This window comes from Bradyrhizobium sp. 41S5, from assembly GCF_011516665.3.
GTDB classification, from domain to species: Bacteria; Pseudomonadota; Alphaproteobacteria; order Rhizobiales; family Xanthobacteraceae; genus Bradyrhizobium; species Bradyrhizobium quebecense.
The window spans coordinates 3,347,700-3,363,673 of sequence record NZ_CP083721.1 but is presented as its reverse complement, the minus strand read 5'-3'; the positions used below and the strand labels follow the sequence as shown (position 1 = coordinate 3,363,673).

The following is a 15,974-nucleotide window of genomic DNA, read 5'->3' as shown; positions in this document are numbered from 1 at the left end:
GCCATGGCAAAAACCCAATAAATCCAGGCCTTGGCGCATCGATGCAGGTTCCGCGCACCCGGCAAGAGCTGCCGCCGGCGGCAGAATTTTCCGGCTCCAAGGTGCCGTCCGCTCGCATTGCCCGCCACGCGCCCGCGTGTTAGGCGGGATCACCCGTCGCCCCCTGAAGCCTTTCGGAACTGCGCTATGACTCAGTCATTCACACCGCGTCCCCTCGTCATCGCTCCGTCGATCCTGGCGTCGGATTTCTCAAAACTCGGCGAGGAGGTCCGCGCCGTCGACCAGGCCGGCGCCGACTGGATCCATCTCGACGTGATGGACGGACACTTTGTTCCCAACATCTCGTATGGCCCCGACGTCATCAAGGCGATGCGGCCGCACACCAAGAAGATCTTCGACGCCCATCTGATGATCTCGCCTTGCGACCCATATCTCGAGGCGTTCGCCAAGGCGGGCTGCGACCACATCACGGTGCATGCCGAGGCCGGCCCGCATTTGCACCGCTCGCTGCAGGCGATCCGCGCACTCGGCAAGAAGGCCGGCGTCTCGCTCAATCCGGCAACGCCGGCGAGCGCGATCGAATATGTGCTCGACCTGATCGACCTCGTGCTGGTGATGTCGGTCAATCCCGGCTTCGGCGGCCAGGCCTTCATCCGCTCGGCGATCGGCAAGATCTCCGACGTCAGGGCGATGGTCGCGGGCCGCCCGATCGACATCGAGGTCGATGGCGGCGTCGCGCCCGATGTCGCCGGCCAACTCGCCGCCGCCGGCGCCAATGCCTTCGTCGCGGGCTCCGCCGTCTTCAAGGGCGGCACCATCGAGGCCTACAAGACCAACATCGCCGCGATCCGCCATGCGGCCGCCGAGGCGCGCGGCGAAGCGATCTGACAGAGCGTTTTCGAGCCAAGTGGGTACCGGTTCGCGTGAAGAAAACGCGTCCAAACAAGAATCCAGAACTTCGGTTCTGATCCGATCAGAACCGAAGTTCTAGAATAATGCGGGCGGCGTGACCGCGGCACCGGTCGCCGGGTCCGCCGCGCCGTCGCCGTCTTCGGCCTCCGTCGCCGGCGTCAGCCGCGACGGCCGTACCACGGTCACCGTGCACGGCGCTTCCCCTGCGACCTTGGCGGACACGCTGCCGAGCAGCGCACGCCGCACCGAGTTCTGCCGCGCGCCGATGATGATGTGGTCGACCAGATTGACCGCGGCGAATTCCAGGATGGCGGCAGCGGGATCGATCGCCTCCAGCACATGCACGGTCAGCCGCCCCTCCTCGAGCCTGAACGGCCGCGCCCAATGCTGGAGCGCCACCAGGCGGTCGACATGCTTGTTCTGGCCCTGCTCGTCATGGGTGCGGTCGATCGCCAGGCGATTGAGCTTCAGCACGTTGACGCAGGCGAGCCGCGCCGACGGCGACGTCGACAGCACCTGCTCGGCGGTGACGCGGATGGTCTCGTTCAGCGCCTCGGTCCCCTCGCCGAGATCGAGCGCGACGGCGACGATCGGGCTCGAGGCGAGCTGCGCCGCGACATCGGACTTCGGCTGCGGCGGCACCGCACCGAGATTGAAGCGGCGGCGCCACACCGTGCCGAGCGGATCGCGATCGAGCCGCTGCGCCCGCGCCGTCAGCTTGACCTGCTCGGGGTGGCCGAGATCGAACGCAAGCTGCGCCGCGGTCGGGTAGCGCGCGGCCGGGTCGATCTCCAGACAGCGCAGCACGATCTCCTGCAACCAAAGCGGATAGTCGGGCTTCAGCTTGCGCGGCGGATACGGGTCGCGCCACAGCCGCCGGCGCATGCCGCGCAGGGTCTCGGTCTCGCCGAACGGGCGAACGCCGGTGGTGAAGAAATAGAGCAGCACGCCGAGCGAAAACAGATCGCTGCGCGGATCGTCGCGCACACCGAGCAGGCGTTCCGGCGCCATATACGGCGCGGTGCCGTAAGGCAGCCGAAACTCCTCCTGTAACAGGTCGGGCAGATGCTGGTGATGCGAGAGACCGAAATCGATCAGCACCGCCTCGCCGCGCTCGCGGAACATGATGCTGCTCGGCTTGATGTCGTGATGGATGACGTTCTGCCGGTGCAGGCTGGCGAGCGCGGTCGCGACCTTGCCGCCGATCACCCTTACCTCCTCATACGGCATCGGCAGGGCGTCGAGCCGCTTGTAGAGCGTCTGGCCGGGGATGCGCTCCATCACCACATAGGCCTGGCGCTCGAAATCGCCGCTGCCGAAACAGGCCGGCACGTGCGGCCCCGACAGCCGCGGCAGGATCATCTGCTCCATCTCGAAGCTGACGATCGCCGCCGGATCCTCGCCCTCCGAGGTGAGCGGCACCTTCATCAAAAGCGGCACGGTGATGCCCGGATGGGTGACGGTCCACAGCGTTGCCATGCCGCCGCGGTGCACGCGCTCGCCGATGGTGAAGCCATCGATCTCGGTGCCCGGCTGCATCGTCAGCGCCGCCATCTGCATTACCTGCCGATCGGCAGGCGGTCGGCGAGCCAATGCGGCAGGCCGCTGGCCTTGATCCGCGCCGCGGCGGTCGCGACGTCGTAGGGCGCGCGGTGATAGGTGATCTCGCGGCTGATGGTGTCGAACATCGCAAACGAAGCCGCCGGATCGCCGTCGCGCGGCTGGCCGACCGAGCCGAGCACGGCTAGCCAGCGCCGCCCCGTCAACAATTGCACCGCGACGCCCGCGGTCGGAACGAAGCTGGTCATCTTCGCGGTCGAGGACATCGAGTAGAGGCCCGGACGATGGATGTGGCCGCAGAAGGTGATCTGCAATTCGGTTGCCATCATGCTGCGCGCAGCGTCGGCAGTGTCGCGGATATAGCGCCACTTCGCCGGATCGGAGGCTTCCGAATGCACGTAGAGACGGTAGTCCTCCTCGCGCTTGATCGGCAGGCTCGCAAGGAACTGCTTTTGCTCGCCGCTGAGCCGGCCGCGAGTCCAGTCGATGGCGGCCTGCGCGTCGGCAGTCATGCTGTCGCTCGGCACGCCGATCGCATTGTCATGGTTGCCGCGCACCGCGATCGCGCCCTTGGCCACGAGGTCCATCACTGTGTCGACGGCCCAATCCGGATCGGCGCCATAGCCAACGATATCGCCGAGGCAGATCAGCCGTTCGGCGCCGCGCGCACGCGCAGCATCAAGGCAGGCCGCGAAGGCCTGCCGGTTGGCGTGGATATCCGCAAAGAGCGCGAGCCGCATCGTCTTCCGCAGCAGTTAGCCTCAAGGGAGCGAGCCTGATCTTGACCGCCATCAAGCACAAGCGGCCTCCAGCTCGCAATCGGGCAGAAGGCGGTATCTGGACGCCGTGAATTCGGGAGGGGAGCGAGCTAGTCTGCCATCCCCGTGTTGAAGCGACGAAGCAGGGCCGTGAAGAGGCGTAGATCCGCCTCGCTCCAGCCATCGAGACGACGGCGAAAGACCTCGCCCTTGTGCTTGATCGCCGCGCGCATTTTGTTCGAACCTTGGTCTGTGAGGGACAGTAGAACTCCGCGCTTGTCGGCTGGATCGGGACGAGACTCGACGATTCCGGCTTGCTTGAGCTGCCGAACCAGGCGGCTGGTCGCGCTTCGGTCCATGGCCAACGCGTCCGCGACATGGCTCGCCTGGGCAGGCCCGAACGCGTAAAGCCACTGGATGATGTGGTAGGCCGCCGGTTGCAGATCGGCGTCGAAACTGGCAGCCATTTCAGCCGCGACCGCGCGGGACGCGCTCAGCAGTGCATTGAGCTGTTCGCCGAGCGACAGCCAGAGCGGCGGCATCTCATTTGTTTCGTTTTCAACTGAGGACGCCATGCGCCGGGCTGCCTTCCATTCCTTGGCGCTGCAGATATGATGGATATATATCCACTATATCCGTGAGGTGTCCATGCCCGATATTCCTGCCCCCATCATCGTCATGACTGGCGCCACGAGCGGGATCGGACGTCTGGCTGCGACCGAGATGGCCAGCCGAGGCGCACATCTCGTTTTGATCGCCCGCTCCGAGGTCAACGCCGAAGCCACGCGGAAGGCAATCAGGGGGATAGCACCGCAGGCGCAAATCGATTTTCATTTTGCGGACCTGACGCGTTTGGAGACCGTTGCCGCTGCCGGCCGGACGATCGCCGCGCGATATGACAGGATCGACGTGCTGATCAACAACGCGGGCATTCACGCCTTCGCGCCGCGGACCACGATTGACGGCTACGACGAAATGATGGCGGTCAACTACCTCGCGCCCTGGCTGCTTACGCGCACCCTGCGTGAGACGCTGATCCGCTCGGCGCCTTCGCGCATTGTGACCACGGCATCGGAAGCATCGCGCCATCACGCAATGGTCGAGCTGACCGGCGACATGTTTGCGCACACGCAGTTTTCCCGTTTGGGATCCTCACGGATCTACGGACGGACGAAACTGCTGGACATTATGTTCTCGCTCGAACTTGCAAGGCAGCTGGAGGGAACGGGCGTCACAGCGAACTGCCTCGATCCGGGCTTCAACGTCACCGGTCTGGGGCGGGAGCTGCGCTTTGCTCCGATCCTTGAACGAATGCTGACGAAGCTTAGGATTGGCGATCCCCGTCGGGGAGCGGGCATCATCGTCCGCCTCGCCAAGGACGCAGAATTCGAGGCCGTCTCGGGTGGGTATTTCTCCGTCAAGGGCACAAGGCCACTGAAGCCTGCATCACCCGCCGACGATCCTGATGTCCGGCGGGCCGTGTGGGCAATCACCAAAGACGTGCTCCGAGCGATCCCCTCAAGCATGTGAGTCCGTCCTTGCGGTTGGAAGGACCTATCGCGCACCGCTGCCTCGCACGGTCCGGCTGTCCACATGCCAGAGCATCGTCGCGGGTTTCTGCGGCAGTGTGCTCTTCGGAGACGAGCTAGTGCTTGCACACCCGCACGCCCCGCAGCAGCAGGGCAATCAGGGCGTCAATCCGCGACGGGCATTCGGGCTTGGCCCATTCCTCGGCGTGCGCCGGGTGGTGGTAGCGGACGGTGGCGTCGAACACGGCCCGCGCGGTCGCCTTCACATTGTCGACCTCGAACACGCCCTGCGCGACACCGTCGGACAGGATTTTCGCGATCAGATCGACCTGCTTGTCCTTGTAGGCTTCCACCACCTCGCGCGCGTCCTGCGCAAGCGCGAGGTAGGTCGCGAACATCTCGGGATCGTCACAGACCTTCTTCTGCTTGATCGTGAAGGCGGTGCGCAGCCATTTCTCCAGCCGTTCCGGCGCAGGGCCATCGCTTGCCGCCAGCTTGCACAGCGGCTCGTTGGCGCGGTCGAGCCAGCGTTTGGCGACCGCATCGCGGAGCGAGGCCTTGCTGGGGAAATGGCGGTAGACGCTGCCGTGGCTCACATCCAGCGCACGGGCAACGTCGACAACGGTGGCCTTGGCGAGCCCGAAGCGCCTCAAAACATCCTCGGTTGCTTCGAGGATCCGCTCGGGTGTCAATACCACCGCCTCGTTCATGCGTTTACCGTCTGGTTATCGCTGTCCTGCCCGCGGCTGAACTTGGCGGCCTGGGCTGCCAAATGGCGGGCGACGCGAAGATTGAGCCACTGTTGAATCTGGGCGGTCAATTGAAAGATTTCTATCGTCATGGAGGTAGTCCTTCGAGGTAGTCAAATTAAGTACGGCTCCCCGGCCAAATGCCGGAACAGCCACTGGGCGCCCTCCTCCCTTGGGCTCGTTAGCATATAGACCATCCCGCTGACAGATTTCAATATCTGTCAGACAAACTTTGCGAGATGACAGCTATGCGTCGGGACGGGCCCCTGCGGCCCGGCCATGCTGCGCGCTACACCGTTCCGTGAGCGGCCGGGGCGACTAGCCAGTCCGTACCTATGTCCCCCTCAGGGCTGCCCGGGAGAGGTTTGCATGGACCGGCCGATGACCTTCAAGGAGATCGCCAAGATCACCGCGGGCGCGGTGGTCTCGCTCATCATCGTCGGGTGGCTGATGGTTCTCGCGATCGCATTCCTGACAGTGCTCTGAGGCCGCCTCCAGCACCGGAACCTCAAACCGTGGAATTGGCGCCGGAATCGAAAGGGGCCGCTTCACGCAGCGGCCCCTTTGCCGGGAAAATGGCTTCGGGATGAAATCTAGCCCCGGTTAGGACTTAGATTACACCCACCTGACCGTTGGCGGGATTCCGGATGACTACCGTCCACCCGGCTGACCGATTATTGGCGATCCCTATTTTTATGCCATCCGCGTGTCGGTGCGCATCCACCTATTGCTGCTCGTCCTTGGGCGGCATCCGAGGCGGCGGCAGCGGCGTGAAGACCGACCCTTGTGCGCCGGCCGGCGGCGGCACGAAGGTCCCGGTCGTGGAGTCGCCGCCGGTGGTCTCCAGGATGGTCTTCGGTGTGATGTACTCCCTGACGAAGTCCATGATGGTCCCGTCGCCGCCGCCGAAATCGGCTGCCCGTCCACCCTGCGGATGCCCGGCCTTGATCTCGTTGTCGGCGGTGTGGGTCTGCTCCGCCAGCGCGTCGCTATAGGGAATCCGGAAGGCGCGCGGCACGGCGCTCGGCCGGTTGTCTTCATCAAGCTCTTCCACCCAGAGATAGATCGAGCCCGGATCGCCCTCCAGCGAATGCGGCTCCACGATCCGCGTCGAGAGCAGCTTGAAGTTCGCCGGCAGCTTTTCCGCGGAGGCCCAGCCGAGCAGGCTGCGCATGCCGCCGAAGCTGACGAAATAGAACGCGCTGGTCACGACGATCACGATCGCTTTCAGCGACCAGTGCAGCCGCGCATAGACCAGCACGATCAGCAGCAGCGCGCCGACCGCCGCGTAGGCGACCGCAAGCGTGAGAATCACTGATTGCAGACTAATCACGGCGCATCCTCACCCCGGTCTTCGGGTCGAGATCGGCGCCGTTGGCGTGGACGTTACGAAACGTCTCCAGCAGCGATTTCGGCCGCTGGTCCACGTTGATCACCTTGCCCTCGGCGTCGATGCGAAACCTGACCGCGGTCTTCTCGTCGCCGGTGTGAGTGACGGTCAGCTTGTCGTCGAAGATGACCTGCGCCGTCGGATTGAGCTTCTGCACCTTCACATTGGCCTGCACCGGCTCGCCGGTCGTCGCCTGGAAATGCGAGACGTTGACGGTGTATTCGCCGGCGACGATGCCGCGCAAGGTGACGATCTCCTCGCGGATCGGCGACGCGATCTTCTTGCCGTTGACCACGATGAAGTCGTTGGCGCCGCCGCGATCGTCACGATCGAGCGTCAGGAAGCCGGCCTCGCGATGCCGGTACCAGGCGATGTTGCCGGCCGGGTCCTGCACGAACAGGTCGAGATCATCAGGGTGGTTGTCCGGCCAGTCCATCGTGATGATGAACTCCGCCTTGGATTCGATCTTGCCTTCCTTGGAGTCCGGCGACACCGCCAGTAGCGCCAGGAAGAACAGGAAAGCGACGACCTGCAGCGCCTTGAACAGCATGACACCGAGGGGATCGAATGCTTCCTCGCGCGGATAGAGCCCGAACTCGTCCATCATGGCGACGTTCCAAGGGGCGTACCAAGGCGACGCTCCAACGCCGGGGTGACGTGCGTCTCGGTCAGCACGACGGCATCGGAAAACACCCGCTGGGTCGCGGAATCCAGCATGTAGTACTGGATCCGGACCAGGATCGATCCGATCAGCCCGGCCAGCGTCGTGTACATCGCGACCGCCATTCCGTCGCTCATCAGGCCCATCGATGATTTCATCGCGACCTTGTCGGCGGCATCGAGGGTGGCGATCGGCGCCAGCATGATGATGAAGCCGATGATGGTGCCGAGCAGGCCGAGCTTCATCAGCGTGTCGGAGACGAAGGCGCCAAAGCCGTTCGAGCCGCGCAGGCGATCCGCCAGCGTCCGCAGCAGCAGGGTCTGGTCGATGCGGCCTTTGGCTTGCGCATCGGCCTTCTGCACCAGGCTCTTGATGTGATCGGTGACGAGGCCACCGGGCAGGCCGCGCGCGTCCGATGCAAGCGCCTCTGATACAAGCACCTTGGCGCCATCGGGCGCGGCGAGGATGGCGCGGCAGCCGCGCGCGACCTCGCCTTCCCGCGCAATCGCCCGCGTCCGCCAGAAGCAATGGATGCAGGTGACGATGTAGAGCACGGCGATGACGCTGGAAATATAGGTGCGGTCGGAATTGACCATGAGGCGGATCAGCCCGTAGCGCCACAGCAGGAAGGCGGCGAACACCGAAAGGCCGGTGAAGATCATCCAGAGCAGCAGGACGCTGCGCTCCGCCGCATCCGTGCCGGCCGATGCGGCGGCGCCGACCTTGGCATTCATGCTGCGTGAGCTCCCTGTGACGATTGTTCCATGAGGCTCCGCGGCGGCCTCGCCTTCTGTTAGAGCAGAGCCGGCGTGTGTCGTCCAAAGACATCTGCCCAAGTTTCGTCGGGCAAATTTCCCGACCTGCATGGCTGGGCATGCTTGCACTTGCCGGGAACGGGGTTGCTGTTACGCTTCGTCCTTCATTCTGGATCGTGCTCCGGCTTTGGAGTGATCGCATGCGCCTCGTGCTTCAACTGGTCGCCCGCCTGCTCGTCATCGTCGCGCTGTGCCTCGGCGCGGCCACCGGCTGGGCCACGATCGATGCCTACCGCAGCGTCGATCGCGCCACGTCGGCGTCCGCCGAGCGGGTCTCGCAGGCGCTTGAAGCATTGTACTGGCGCGAATTGCTGCTGCGCAGCAACCGGATGCGCGAGCAACTGCTGCCGGCGCCGGACTGGCGGACCATCGAAACCATGGGATTGATCGCGCCGGGGATCTGCGTGCAGTTCGAACCGGCCGGCGCCTTCGAGAAGCCGCTCTGCGGCCAGAGCAAGGGGATCGGTAGGGCGCCGCCGCGCTGGTTCGCGGCAACCGTGCAGACGGTGCTCGGCGATCACGCCACCGTCGAGCGGCCGATCAGCGCCCGCGCCGCGACGGCTGGAACCGTCCGCGCCATCTCCGATCCGGACGCCGCGATCGCGCTCGCCTGGCAGCACATCCTGGACAATATCCATGTCGCGCTGCTGATGGCGCTCGCGATCGCGCTGCTCGCCTCGCTCGCGATCGCGCACACGCTGGCGCCCGCCCACTCGATCGTGTCAGCTCTGCGGCGCATGGCCGACGGCGAGTACCGCACGCCGCTGCCGCGCGTCCGCTCGATGGATCTCGCGATGATCGGACGCGCCGTCGGCGATCTCGGCGACCGCCTCGCGCAGGCCGAGGAGGAGCGCACGATGCTGACGCGGCGGCTGCTCGAAATCCGCAGCGACGAACGCCGCGCGCTGGCCCGCGAGCTGCACGACGAGTTCGGCCAGAATCTCACCGCGATCCTCGCCTTCGCCACCACGATCGAGGCAAGCGCCGGCGACAAATACGCCGCCGGCACCGAAATTGCGCAGGACGCACGGATGATCTCGCAGGCCACGCGCCGCATCATCGCCTGCCTGCGCGATACGTTGAACCGCCTGCGCCATCCGCCGGCCGAGGAACTCGGGCTGGAGGCAAGCCTGGTCGATCTGGTCGACAGCTGGCGATCACGCACGACGCAGCCGATGATCCAGCTCGATTTGCAGGGCGATCTCGCCGACATCAGCGGCACGGTCGCCGCGACTGCCTATCGCATCGCGCAGGAGTGCCTGACCAATGCGCTGCGCCATAGCGCCGCGCGCGAGATCGTGCTGCGGATCGAGCGGCGCACCGGAACCGAGAACGCGCTCTTGGTGCGGGTCGAGGACGACGGCGGCGGCGATGCGGCCAAGGTGGCGCAGTCGGCGGGCTTCGGCCTCACCGGCGTCAGCGAGCGCGTCGCCGCACTCGGCGGCTCGCTGTCGATCGCGCGGGCCAGCCGCGGCCTCTCGGTCGCCGCCACGATCCCGCTTGCCGCCTGAGATGACGACTGCAAAGACGATGGCCGTAAAGACAACGAACGTGAAGAGTCGCGGCATCTCGATCCTCTTGGTGGACGATCATCCCGTCGTCCGCCAGGGCTACCGGCGCGTGCTCGAGCATCAGGACGATTTCCGCGTGGTCGCCGAGGCCGACAACGCCGCCAATGCCTACCGCGCCTTCAAGTCGCACCAGCCCGATGTGGTGGTGATGGACATCTCGATGCCCGGCGCGAGCGGACTGGAAGCGATCCGCAACATCCGCGCGCGCGATGCCGACGCCCGCATCCTGGTGTTCAGCATGCACAGCGAGGCCGCCCAGGTGAAGGCGGCGTTCGGCGCCGGCGCCAGCGGCTTCGTCACCAAGGGCAGCGAGCCGGCCGAATTGATCGCGGCGATCCGCTCGGTGGCGCGCGGCGAGCATGCGATGAGCGACGACGTCGCCCGGGTGCTCGCGCTGGAGAGCCTGGTGCCGGCCAAATCGGCCCTCGACCAGCTCGGCGAGCGGGAGATCGAGATTCTCCGTCAGTTCGCTGCCGGCAGCACCAAGGAACAGATCGCTGCAAACCTCAACCTCAGCACCAAGACCGTGCAGAACTATCACTATCTGATCAAGGCCAAGACCGGCATGCGGACCGACGCCCAGCTGGTCCGCTTGGCGGTCGAATGCGGACTGGCGAATTTGTAGACCGTCCCTCCGTCCCTGTAGCGGGTGAGCGCAAGTGACACCCGGGAGCGGCCGCGAGGCCCCGGATATCGCTTGCGCTCATCCGGGCTGCGGCCACCACGCCGGCTATATTGGCCGGTTTTCCGCACTATATTCCCCTGTGAATGGCCCCGCCCCGCTCGATTCGGAGTGCGCAATGATTCCCCGCTATACCCGCCCGGAAATGGCTTCCATCTGGGAGCCGCAGACGCGTTTCAAGATCTGGTTCGAGATCGAGGCGCATGCCGCCGACGCGCTGGCCGAGCTCGGCGTGATCCCCAGGGAACCCGCCAGGACGATCTGGGCCAAGGGCAAGGACGCCACCTTCGACGTCGCGCGGATCGACGAGATCGAGCGTGAGACCAAGCACGACGTCATCGCCTTCCTGACCCATCTCGCAGAAATCGTCGGCCCCGAGGCGCGCTTCGTGCACCAGGGCATGACCTCCTCCGACGTGCTCGACACCTGCCTCAACGTCCAGCTCAAGCGCGCCGCCGACCTCTTGATCGCCGATCTCGACCGGGTGCTGGCGGCACTGAAGACGCGCGCCTTCGAGCACAAGTTGACGCCGACCATCGGCCGCTCCCACGGCATCCATGCCGAACCGGTCACCTTCGGCCTCAAGCTCGCCTATGCCCATGCCGAGTTCGCTCGCGCCCGCGCCCGCCTGGTCGCCGCGCGCGACGAAATCTCGACCTGCGCGATCTCGGGCGCGGTCGGCACCTTCGCCCAGATCGACCCGCGGGTCGAAGAGCACGTCGCGAAAGCGATGGGCCTGCGGCCGGAGCCGGTCTCGACGCAGGTGATCCCGCGCGACCGCCACGCGATGTATTTTGCCACCCTCGGCGTGATCGCCGCCTCGGTCGAACGGCTCGCCGTGGAAGTGCGCCATCTGCAGCGCACCGAGGTGCTGGAAGCGGAGGAGTTCTTCTCCGAGGGCCAGAAGGGCTCGTCGGCGATGCCGCACAAGCGCAACCCGGTGCTGTCGGAGAACCTCTCCGGCCTGTCGCGCATGGTGCGCGCCTATGTAACGCCGGCGCTGGAGAACGTCGTGCTGTGGCACGAGCGCGACATCTCGCACTCCTCGGCCGAGCGCATGATGGCCCCCGACGCCACCGTCACGCTCGACTTCGCGCTGGTCCGGCTCGCTGGCCTGATCGAGAAGCTGCTGGTCTATCCGCAGAACATGCAGAAGAACCTCGACCGGCTCGGCGGCCTGGTGCATTCGCAGCGCGTCTTGATCGCGTTGACCCAGAAAGGCGCCAGCCGCGAGGACGCCTACAAATTCGTGCAGCGCAACGCGATGCCGGTCTGGCGCGGCGAAGGCGACTTCCAGACGCTGCTGAAGCAGGACGCGGACGTGAAGAAATACCTGACGGATGCCGAGATCGAGGAAAAATTCGACCTCGGCTATCACCTCAAGCATGTCGACACGATCTTCCGGCGGGTGTTCGGGGAAACCTAACCTTCCTCCGTCATTCCGGGGCGATGCGAAGCATCGAACCCGGAATCTCGAGATTCCACAATTCGCAATTGCGAATTGGGGTTCGCCCTTTGGCCGCACCGGAATGACGGTTGCTTTCGCGTGACAAGTCGGCGGGTTAGGTTACGCTGCCCGCCCTACAAAGCTCACAAGAAACGGACGTCCCCATGCCCATCGTCAATCGCGTTGCCGCCCTCTCGGATGAAATGGCCGCCTGGCGCCATGACTTCCACGAGAATCCCGAACTGCTCTACGAGGTGCACCGCACCGCCGGCATCGTCGCCGACAGACTGCGCGAGTTCGGCTGCGACGAGGTGGTGACCGGGATCGGGCGCACCGGCGTGGTCGGCGTGATCCGCGGCCGCAAGTCCGGATCGGGCAAGACCATCGGGCTGCGCGCCGACATGGACGCGCTGCCGATCGCCGAGGCCTCGGGCGTCGCCTACGCCTCGAAGGTCCCCGGCAAGATGCACGCCTGCGGCCATGACGGCCACACCGCGATGCTCTTGGGCGCCGCGAAATACCTCACCGAGACCCGCAATTTCGACGGCACCGCGGTCGTGATCTTCCAGCCCGCCGAGGAAGGCGGCGCCGGCGGCAAGGCGATGGTCGACGACGGGCTGATGACCCGCTGGGGCATCCAGGAGGTCTATGGCCTGCACAACATGCCCGGCCTGCCCGAGGGCTATTTCGCGACCACGCCGGGCCCGATGCTCGCCTCGTCGGACACCTTGAAGATCGTCGTGCACGGCAAGGGCGGCCACGCCGGTGCGGCCCCGCACGAGGCGGTCGACAGCGTGCTGATCGGCGCCCAGATCATCAATGCGCTGCAATCGATCGTGTCGCGCAATGTCGATCCGCTGAAATCGGCTGTGATCTCGATCACCATGTTCGAGGCCGGCAGCGCGTTCAACGTGATCCCGGAGACCGTCACGCTGGGCGGCACCGTGCGCACGCTGGATCCCGGGGTGCGTGATCTGGTCGAGCGCCGGATCTGCGAGGTTGCTTCCAACATCGCCAAAGCCTATGGCGGATCGGCGGAGACGGACTATGGGCGCATGTATCCGGTGACGCTGAACCATGCGCGTGAGGCCGGCATCGCCGCCGAGGTCGCCCGCGATGTGGCCGGCGCCGACCGCGTCAACGACAATCTGGTGCCGGTCATGGGCGCCGAGGATTTCGCGTTCATGCTGGAAGCGCGCCCCGGCGCGTTCGTCTTCCTCGGCATGGGCGACGGCCCGATGTGCCACCACCCGGCCTACAAGTTCAACGACAACATCCTCGGCCACGGCGCGTCCTACTGGGTGCGGCTGGTCGAGAAGCAGATGCCGGCGGGTTAGCACCGGCCACGGGCCGTTGACGAACATGACGCCGGTCGCGATCAATTCGCGCCGGCGTCATCGTTTTCACGAGCGCGGCTGCCGTTGCGTCATGCAGTGAATGCCGCCGCCGGTAGAGATGCCATGATTTGGCGCGTGACTTGGCGCGTGACTCGGCGATTGTCCGCTCGCCCTGAGCGCGTGAACCTAACGAGCGCCGTCGACCTCGCCGGCGCCGCCGATCATCCGCGCGGCGACGCGGTCGCGGTTGACGAAATGATGGAAGGCGACCGCGGCGAGGTGCAGCACGATCAGCCCGAGCAGCACATAGGCGAAGAAGATGTGGCGATGCTCGAAGGCATCCGCCGCCGCCTTGTCGGGCGAGGTGATCTGGGGAACGTGGAACAGGCCGAAGAAGCTCGAATAGTCCTGGTCGCGGGATCCGGAATGCGCCCAGCCCAGGATCGCGACCAGGATGGTGACGGCATAGAGCGCGCCATGGTTGACGCGGGCGGCGATCCGCTGCCAGGCGGGCATGTCGGCCAGCGGCGCCGGCGTCGGATTGACGCCGCGCCAGAGCAGCCGCAGCACGGTGAGCAGCAGCACCAGATAGCCGATATCGGCATGGATCGACCGGTAGAAGAACTTGTCCGCCCGTGCCGGGAAGTGGTTCATCCACCAGCCATAGGCCAGCATGCCGATGATGGTGATGCCCAGCACCCAGTGGAACGCACGGGCGAGCGAGCCCCAGCTCGCGGTCGTATTGCGGATCATGGTCGAGTTGCCCCGTTTGGATTTCGCACGTCGCAGCAATAGTTTGCCGTGATACTTGCAGGGATCGGCCAAGGCCATATGAAATTCCCGCCTCCACCGCCTTTTGTCGGCCGCAGAGGCTGGCTAGCCAAAACAACTGAATGGTAACCCTGCCTCGGATAGACTTGTCACCGTGTCCACTCCCCCGACCATCCTCGTCTTCGATTCCGGCCTCGGCGGCCTCACCGTGCTACGCGAGATCGTCCGCGCCCGGCCCGACGCGCACTATGTCTATGTCGCCGACGACGCTTTCTTCCCCTATGGCCACCACACCGAGGACGAGATCATCGCCCGGGTGGTGCCGCTGGTCGGCGAGCTGATCGAGGCCCATGCGCCCGACCTCGTCGTGATCGCCTGCAACACGGCATCCACCCTGGTGATGTCGCATTTGCGCGACGCCTACCGCCTGCCCTTCGTCGGCACGGTGCCGGCGATCAAGCCGGCCTGCGCCTCGTCGAAAACCAGGCGCGTCTCGGTGCTCGGCACCAGAGGCACCGTGAAGCGCGAATATACCCGCAAGCTGATCTCGGATTTCGCGCAGGGCTGCGAGGTGACTCTGGTCGGCTCCGGCGAGCTGGCCTCGCTGGCGGAAGCCGCGCTCAGCGGCGGGAGCGTGCGCGACGAGGACATCGCGGCCGAGCTCGCGCCCTGCTTCGTCGGCGATGGCGCCAATGACCCCGTCCGCACCGATACCGTCGTGCTCGCCTGCACCCACTATCCGCTGCTGCTGGAACGCCTGACCAGGCTCGCGCCCTGGCCGGTCGACTGGATCGATCCGGCGCCCGCGATCGCCCGCCGCGTCGCCGATTTGCTCGGTCCTGCCGGCGCCGAAAGCGACGAGGCCGGTGCCGAGATGATCTTCACCTCGAAGCGCCCACATGCGCTGACAGAGGCGCTGACGCCGTTCTTCGGCGGCCGCGTTCCGGCCTGATCCTTTTCGCCGTCACCATGTGCTGCTAGCTTCCCTTCGCCTCATCGAGGGAGCACTGCATTGACCTCAGCACCGCTGACGCCGCTCAACCGCCTGCGCAAGACGTGGCGTGACAAGCGCCCGACCTTCGGCGCGATCGCGACCATTCCGAGCATCCAGACCGTGCAGATCATGGCGCAGTCGCTGGACTGGATCATCGTCGATCTCGAGCATGGCCCGATTGATCTCAGCACCGCGCATGCGATGATCGTGGCCACGTCAGGGACGCCGTGCGTGCCGATGGTGCGGATCGCCGCCAACGAGCCGCACCTCGCCAAGGCGCCGATGGACATCGGCGCGCTCGGCATCAACTTTCCGATGATCTGCAACCGCGGCGACGCCGAGAAGGCCGCGCGCAGCGTGCGCTATCCGCCGAAGGGCGACCGGCTCTGGGGGCCGTTCCATGCGCCGTTCCGCTGGGGCGTCTCGATGAACGACTACATGGCGACCGCCGACGACGACATGATCTGCATGATCACGATCGAGCATGTCGATGCCGTGAACCGGATCGACGAGATCATGGCGACACCAGGCATCGACCTCGCGGTGATCGGGCCCGGCGATCTCGCCACCTCGATCAACAAGCGCGGCCTGCCTGACGACCCCGAAGTGGTCGCGCTGATGCAGCGCGCCGAAGAAGGCATCATGAAGAGCGGCGTGCCGATCAGCGGCGTCGCGCGCACCGCAGAGCAGGCCAATGCGATGATCGATCGGGGTTACCTCGCACTTGCGCTCGGGTTCGACTGGTCGCTGTTCCAGCGCGGCATTGCCGCCGCGTTCGCAGGGATCAAGCGGTAGGAA

The 15,974-nt window shown here is 65.7% G+C and carries 17 protein-coding genes; 8 read left to right on the top strand and 9 right to left on the bottom strand.

The window, feature by feature from the left end:
* Window positions 1-186 precede the first annotated feature (186 nt).
* Entirely contained in the window at window positions 187-888 is a 702-nt protein-coding gene (gene rpe / locus HAP47_RS15820) for a ribulose-phosphate 3-epimerase (protein WP_173637443.1), read from the top strand.
* Window positions 889-987: 99 nt separating this feature from the next.
* Here the strand turns inward: rpe and HAP47_RS15815 are convergent, their stop codons facing one another.
* From HAP47_RS15815 to HAP47_RS15805, 3 genes are all read right to left on the bottom strand, one after another.
* On the bottom strand, window positions 988-2,466 hold the full coding sequence (locus tag HAP47_RS15815; protein WP_173637444.1) for a serine/threonine protein kinase: 1,479 nt from the start codon (window positions 2,464-2,466) through the stop codon (window positions 988-990).
* A 5-nt stretch (window positions 2,467-2,471) separates the two neighbouring features.
* Complete coding sequence (locus HAP47_RS15810) at window positions 2,472-3,212, bottom strand: metallophosphoesterase family protein (RefSeq protein ID WP_173637445.1); 741 nt, start codon at window positions 3,210-3,212, stop codon at window positions 2,472-2,474.
* 128 nt (window positions 3,213-3,340) lie between these two features.
* The gene (locus HAP47_RS15805) at window positions 3,341-3,805 is read right to left on the bottom strand and encodes a MarR family winged helix-turn-helix transcriptional regulator (protein WP_173637446.1); all 465 of its coding nucleotides are present in this window, start codon (window positions 3,803-3,805) and stop codon (window positions 3,341-3,343) included.
* A 73-nt stretch (window positions 3,806-3,878) separates the two neighbouring features.
* Between HAP47_RS15805 and HAP47_RS15800 the strand changes: the two genes are divergently transcribed.
* Window positions 3,879-4,760, top strand: coding sequence for an SDR family NAD(P)-dependent oxidoreductase (locus HAP47_RS15800; RefSeq protein ID WP_173637447.1), 882 nt, complete (start codon window positions 3,879-3,881; stop codon window positions 4,758-4,760).
* 115 nt (window positions 4,761-4,875) lie between these two features.
* On the opposite strand, the gene HAP47_RS15795 is transcribed toward HAP47_RS15800, so the two are convergent.
* From HAP47_RS15795 to HAP47_RS15780, 5 genes are all read right to left on the bottom strand, one after another.
* Window positions 4,876-5,469, bottom strand: coding sequence for a TetR family transcriptional regulator (locus tag HAP47_RS15795; protein ID WP_173637448.1), 594 nt, complete (start codon window positions 5,467-5,469; stop codon window positions 4,876-4,878).
* The gene (locus HAP47_RS41320; protein WP_256375171.1) at window positions 5,466-5,600 is read right to left on the bottom strand and encodes a hypothetical protein; all 135 of its coding nucleotides are present in this window, start codon (window positions 5,598-5,600) and stop codon (window positions 5,466-5,468) included. The genes HAP47_RS15795 and HAP47_RS41320 overlap by 4 nt, the downstream gene beginning before the upstream one ends.
* A gap of 632 nt (window positions 5,601-6,232) precedes the next feature.
* Window positions 6,233-6,841, bottom strand: coding sequence for a hypothetical protein (locus HAP47_RS15790; RefSeq protein ID WP_173637449.1), 609 nt, complete (start codon window positions 6,839-6,841; stop codon window positions 6,233-6,235).
* Window positions 6,834-7,505 carry a hypothetical protein gene (locus tag HAP47_RS15785; RefSeq protein ID WP_173637450.1) on the bottom strand — a complete coding sequence of 224 codons (672 nt, stop codon included), beginning with the start codon at window positions 7,503-7,505 and terminating at the stop codon, window positions 6,834-6,836. The genes HAP47_RS15790 and HAP47_RS15785 overlap by 8 nt, the downstream gene beginning before the upstream one ends.
* The gene (locus HAP47_RS15780) at window positions 7,502-8,293 is read right to left on the bottom strand and encodes a MotA/TolQ/ExbB proton channel family protein (protein ID WP_173637451.1); all 792 of its coding nucleotides are present in this window, start codon (window positions 8,291-8,293) and stop codon (window positions 7,502-7,504) included. The genes HAP47_RS15785 and HAP47_RS15780 overlap by 4 nt, the downstream gene beginning before the upstream one ends.
* A 221-nt stretch (window positions 8,294-8,514) precedes the next feature.
* Here HAP47_RS15780 and HAP47_RS15775 point away from each other — a divergent pair, with 221 nt between their 5' ends.
* The 4 genes from HAP47_RS15775 (at window position 8,515) to HAP47_RS15760 (ending at window position 13,411) form a co-directional block, all read left to right on the top strand.
* Window positions 8,515-9,885 carry a sensor histidine kinase gene (locus HAP47_RS15775; protein ID WP_173637452.1) on the top strand — a complete coding sequence of 457 codons (1,371 nt, stop codon included), beginning with the start codon at window positions 8,515-8,517 and terminating at the stop codon, window positions 9,883-9,885.
* A gap of 19 nt (window positions 9,886-9,904) precedes the next feature.
* The gene (locus tag HAP47_RS15770) at window positions 9,905-10,570 is read left to right on the top strand and encodes a response regulator (RefSeq protein ID WP_173637453.1); all 666 of its coding nucleotides are present in this window, start codon (window positions 9,905-9,907) and stop codon (window positions 10,568-10,570) included.
* Between the two features lie 175 nt (window positions 10,571-10,745).
* Entirely contained in the window at window positions 10,746-12,053 is a 1,308-nt protein-coding gene (purB, locus tag HAP47_RS15765; RefSeq protein ID WP_173637454.1) for an adenylosuccinate lyase, read from the top strand.
* Window positions 12,054-12,238: 185 nt separating this feature from the next.
* On the top strand, window positions 12,239-13,411 hold the full coding sequence (locus tag HAP47_RS15760) for a M20 aminoacylase family protein (protein ID WP_173637455.1): 1,173 nt from the start codon (window positions 12,239-12,241) through the stop codon (window positions 13,409-13,411).
* A gap of 186 nt (window positions 13,412-13,597) precedes the next feature.
* Here HAP47_RS15760 and HAP47_RS15755 read toward each other — a convergent pair whose 3' ends face one another.
* Entirely contained in the window at window positions 13,598-14,164 is a 567-nt protein-coding gene (locus HAP47_RS15755; protein WP_173637456.1) for a cytochrome b, read from the bottom strand.
* Between the two features lie 172 nt (window positions 14,165-14,336).
* Between HAP47_RS15755 and murI the strand changes: the two genes are divergently transcribed.
* Both murI and HAP47_RS15745 read left to right on the top strand, forming a co-directional pair.
* Complete coding sequence (gene murI / locus HAP47_RS15750) at window positions 14,337-15,134, top strand: glutamate racemase (RefSeq protein ID WP_173637457.1); 798 nt, start codon at window positions 14,337-14,339, stop codon at window positions 15,132-15,134.
* A gap of 60 nt (window positions 15,135-15,194) precedes the next feature.
* A complete protein-coding gene (locus tag HAP47_RS15745; protein ID WP_173637458.1) occupies window positions 15,195-15,971 on the top strand; it encodes an HpcH/HpaI aldolase family protein in 777 nt (258 codons plus the stop codon).
* Window positions 15,972-15,974 lie beyond the last annotated feature (3 nt).

Excerpts from the sequence above, each read along its gene's own strand:
- HAP47_RS15775 (WP_173637452.1), top strand. The coding sequence starts at position 8,515 with ATGCGCCTCGTGCTTCAACTGGTCGCCCGCCTGCTCGTCATCGTCGCG.
- HAP47_RS15755 (WP_173637456.1), bottom strand. The coding sequence starts at position 14,164 with ATGATCCGCAATACGACCGCGAGCTGGGGCTCGCTCGCCCGTGCGTTC.
- HAP47_RS15785 (WP_173637450.1), bottom strand. The coding sequence starts at position 7,505 with ATGATGGACGAGTTCGGGCTCTATCCGCGCGAGGAAGCATTCGATCCC.
- HAP47_RS15760 (WP_173637455.1), top strand. The coding sequence starts at position 12,239 with ATGCCCATCGTCAATCGCGTTGCCGCCCTCTCGGATGAAATGGCCGCC.
- HAP47_RS15800 (WP_173637447.1), top strand. The coding sequence starts at position 3,879 with ATGCCCGATATTCCTGCCCCCATCATCGTCATGACTGGCGCCACGAGC.
- purB (WP_173637454.1), top strand. The coding sequence starts at position 10,746 with ATGATTCCCCGCTATACCCGCCCGGAAATGGCTTCCATCTGGGAGCCG.
- HAP47_RS15805 (WP_173637446.1), bottom strand. The coding sequence starts at position 3,805 with ATGGCGTCCTCAGTTGAAAACGAAACAAATGAGATGCCGCCGCTCTGG.
- HAP47_RS15780 (WP_173637451.1), bottom strand. The coding sequence starts at position 8,293 with ATGAATGCCAAGGTCGGCGCCGCCGCATCGGCCGGCACGGATGCGGCG.
- HAP47_RS15815 (WP_173637444.1), bottom strand. The coding sequence starts at position 2,466 with ATGGCGGCGCTGACGATGCAGCCGGGCACCGAGATCGATGGCTTCACC.
- HAP47_RS15795 (WP_173637448.1), bottom strand. The coding sequence starts at position 5,469 with ATGAACGAGGCGGTGGTATTGACACCCGAGCGGATCCTCGAAGCAACC.
- HAP47_RS15810 (WP_173637445.1), bottom strand. The coding sequence starts at position 3,212 with ATGCGGCTCGCGCTCTTTGCGGATATCCACGCCAACCGGCAGGCCTTC.
- HAP47_RS41320 (WP_256375171.1), bottom strand. The coding sequence starts at position 5,600 with ATGACGATAGAAATCTTTCAATTGACCGCCCAGATTCAACAGTGGCTC.
- HAP47_RS15770 (WP_173637453.1), top strand. The coding sequence starts at position 9,905 with ATGGCCGTAAAGACAACGAACGTGAAGAGTCGCGGCATCTCGATCCTC.
- rpe (WP_173637443.1), top strand. The coding sequence starts at position 187 with ATGACTCAGTCATTCACACCGCGTCCCCTCGTCATCGCTCCGTCGATC.